1 protein-coding gene and 1 pseudogene are annotated in these 3298 nt (G+C 39.5%); both read left to right on the top strand.

Annotated elements, in window-relative coordinates; genetic code table 11:
- Nucleotides 1-1038, top strand: a pseudogene (gene hmw1B, locus HMPREF2644_RS06330) (two-partner secretion (TPS) system translocator Hmw1B); the annotation flags it as partial.
- A gap of 215 nt (nucleotides 1039-1253) precedes the next feature.
- Nucleotides 1254-3206 carry a UDP-glucose:protein N-beta-glucosyltransferase gene (locus HMPREF2644_RS06325; protein WP_083321806.1) on the top strand — a complete coding sequence of 651 codons (1953 nt, stop codon included), beginning with the start codon at nucleotides 1254-1256 and terminating at the stop codon, nucleotides 3204-3206.
- Nucleotides 3207-3298 lie beyond the last annotated feature (92 nt).

The raw sequence follows: 3298 nt of genomic DNA, 5'->3' as shown, positions 1-3298 counted from the left end.
GCAAGGGAGTTTAACTATCAACGTGTGAGTTTAGGTTTTGTTAATGCCAATTTAACTGGACATGATGATGTATTAAACCTAAACGCATTAACCAATGTGAAAGCACCATCAAAATCTTATGCGGTAGGCGTGGGATATACTTATCCGTTTTATGACAAACATCAATCCTTAAGCCTTTATACCAGCATGAGTTATGCTGATTCTAATGATATCGACGGCTTACCAAGTGCGATTAATCGTAAATTATCAAAAGGTCAATCTATCTCTGCAAATCTGAAATGGAGTTATTACCTCCCAACATTTAACCTTGGTATGGAAGACCAGTTTAAAATTAATTTAGGCTACAACTACCGCCATATTAATCAAACATCCGAGTTAAACACCCTGGGTGCAACGAAGAAAAAATTTGCAGTATCAGGCGTAAGTGCAGGCATTGATGGGCATATCCAATTCACCCCTAAAACAATCTTTAATATTGATTTAACTCATCATTATTACGCGAGTAAATTACCAGGCTCTTTTGGAATGGAGCGCATTGGCGAAACATTTAATCGCAGCTATCACATTAGCACAGCCAGTTTAGGGTTGAGTCAAGAGTTTGCTCAAGGTTGGCATTTTAGCAGTCAATTATCGGGTCAGTTTACTCTACAAGATATAAGTAGCATAGATTTATTCTCTGTAACAGGTACTTATGGCGTCAGAGGCTTTAAATACGGCGGTGCAAGTGGTGAGCGCGGTCTTGTATGGCGTAATGAATTAAGTATGCCAAAATACACCCGCTTTCAAATCAGCCCTTATGCGTTTTATGATGCAGGTCAGTTCCGTTATAATAGCGAAAATGCTAAAATTTACGGTGAAGATATGCACACAGTATCCTCTGCGGGTTTAGGCATTAAAACCTCTCCTACACAAAACTTAAGCCTAGATGCTTTTGTTGCTCGTCGCTTTGCAAATGCCAATAGTGACAATTTGAATGGCAACAAAAAACGCACAAGCTCACCTACAACCTTCTGGGGTAGATTAACATTCAGTTTCTAACCCTGAAATTTAATCAACTGGTAAGCGTTCCGCCTACCAGTTTATAACTATATGCTTTACCAGCCAATTTACAGTCTATACGCAACCCTGTTTTTACCCCTGTATATCAAGCAAACCAAGCAATGCTAAAAAACAATTTATATGATAAACTAAAGTATACTCCATGCCATGTGCCATGGCGATACAGGGGATTTCGATACAAGGGATTTAATAATATGACAAAAGAAAATTTGCAAAACGCTCCACAAAATACGACCGTTTCACTTGTGGAATCAAACAACAACCAAACTTCCCCGCAAATGCTTCAACAATCACCCAAACCTAGCCTATTGCGCTTGGAACAACATATCGCAAAAAAAGATTATGAGTTTGCTTGTCGTGAATTAATGGTGATTCTGGAAAAAATGGATGCTAATTTTGGAGGCGTTCACGATATTGAATTTGACGCACCCGCTCAGCTGGCATATCTACCCGAAAAATTACTTATTTATTTTGCCACTCGTCTCGCTAATGCAATTACAACACTCTTTTCCGACCCCGAATTGGCAATTTCTGAAGAAGGGGCGTTAAAGATGATTAGTCTGCAACGCTGGTTGACGCTGATTTTTGCCTCTTCCCCCTACGTTAACGCAGACCATATTCTCAATAAATATAATATCAACCCAGATTCCGAAGGTGGCTTTCATTTAGCAACAGACAACTCTTCTATTGCTAAATTCTGTATTTTTTACTTACCCGAATCCAATGTCAATATGAGTTTAGATGCGTTATGGGCAGGGAATCAACAACTTTGTGCTTCATTGTGTTTTGCGTTGCAATCTTCACGTTTTATTGGTACCGCATCTGCGTTTCATAAAAGAGCGGTGGTTTTACAGTGGTTTCCTAAAAAACTCGCCGAAATTGCTAATTTAGATGAATTGCCTGCAAATATCCTTCATGATGTATATATGCACTGCAGTTATGATTTAGCAAAAAACAAGCACGATGTTAAGCGTCCATTAAACGAACTTGTCCGCAAGCATATCCTCACGCAAGGATGGCAAGACCGCTACCTTTACACCTTAGGTAAAAAGGACGGCAAACCTGTGATGATGGTACTGCTTGAACATTTTAATTCGGGACATTCGATTTATCGTACACATTCAACTTCAATGATTGCTGCTCGAGAAAAATTCTATTTAGTCGGCTTAGGCCATGAGGGCGTTGATAAAATAGGTCGAGAAGTGTTTGACGAGTTCTTTGAAATCAGTAGCAATAATATAATGGAGAGACTGTTTTTTATCCGTAAACAGTGCGAAACCTTCCAACCCGCAGTGTTCTATATGCCAAGCATTGGCATGGATATTACCACGATTTTTGTGAGCAACACTCGGCTTGCCCCTATTCAAGCTGTAGCCTTGGGTCATCCTGCCACTACGCACTCTGAATTTATTGATTATGTCATCGTAGAAGATGATTATGTGGGCAGTGAAGATTGTTTCAGCGAAACCCTTTTACGCTTACCCAAAGATGCCCTACCTTATGTACCTTCTGCGCTCGCCCCACAAAAAGTGGATTATGTACTCAGAGAAAACCCTGAAGTAGTCAATATCGGTATTGCCGCTACCACAATGAAATTAAACCCTGAATTTTTGCTAACATTGCAAGAAATCAGAGATAAAGCTAAAGTCAAAATACATTTTCATTTCGCACTTGGACAATCAACAGGCTTGACACACCCTTATGTCAAATGGTTTATTGAAAGCTATTTAGGTGACGATGCCACTGCACATCCCCACGCACCTTATCACGATTATCTGGCAATATTGCGTGATTGCGATATGCTACTAAATCCGTTTCCTTTCGGTAATACAAACGGCATAATTGATATGGTTACATTAGGTTTAGTTGGTGTATGCAAAACGGGGGATGAAGTACATGAACATATTGATGAAGGTCTGTTTAAACGCTTAGGACTACCAGAATGGCTGATAGCCGATACTCGCGAAACATACATTGAATGTGCTTTACGTTTGGCTGAAAACCATCAAGAACGTCTTGAACTCCGTCGTTACATCATAGAAAACAACGGCTTACAAAAGCTTTTTACAGGCGACCCTCGTCCATTGGGTAAAATACTGCTTAAGAAAACAAATGAATGGAAACGAAAGCACTTGAGTAAAAAATAACGGTTTCTTAAAGTAAAAGTGCGGTCAATTTTCAAAGCGTTTTAAAAAACTCTCAAAAATCAACCGCACTTTTATATTTATAACGCTCCCGC

Origin of the sequence: Haemophilus sp. HMSC071C11 (genome assembly GCF_001837655.1) — a bacterium.
Classification (GTDB): Bacteria; Pseudomonadota; Gammaproteobacteria; order Enterobacterales; family Pasteurellaceae; genus Haemophilus; species Haemophilus influenzae.
The sequence above is the reverse complement of the archived record's forward strand: the minus strand, read 5'-3'. Positions and strand labels throughout refer to the sequence as shown.

What these genes read in the sequence shown, in the direction of transcription:
- HMPREF2644_RS06325 (WP_083321806.1), top strand. Translation starts at nt 1,254, where the DNA reads ATGACAAAAGAAAATTTGCAAAACGCTCCACAAAATACGACCGTTTCA.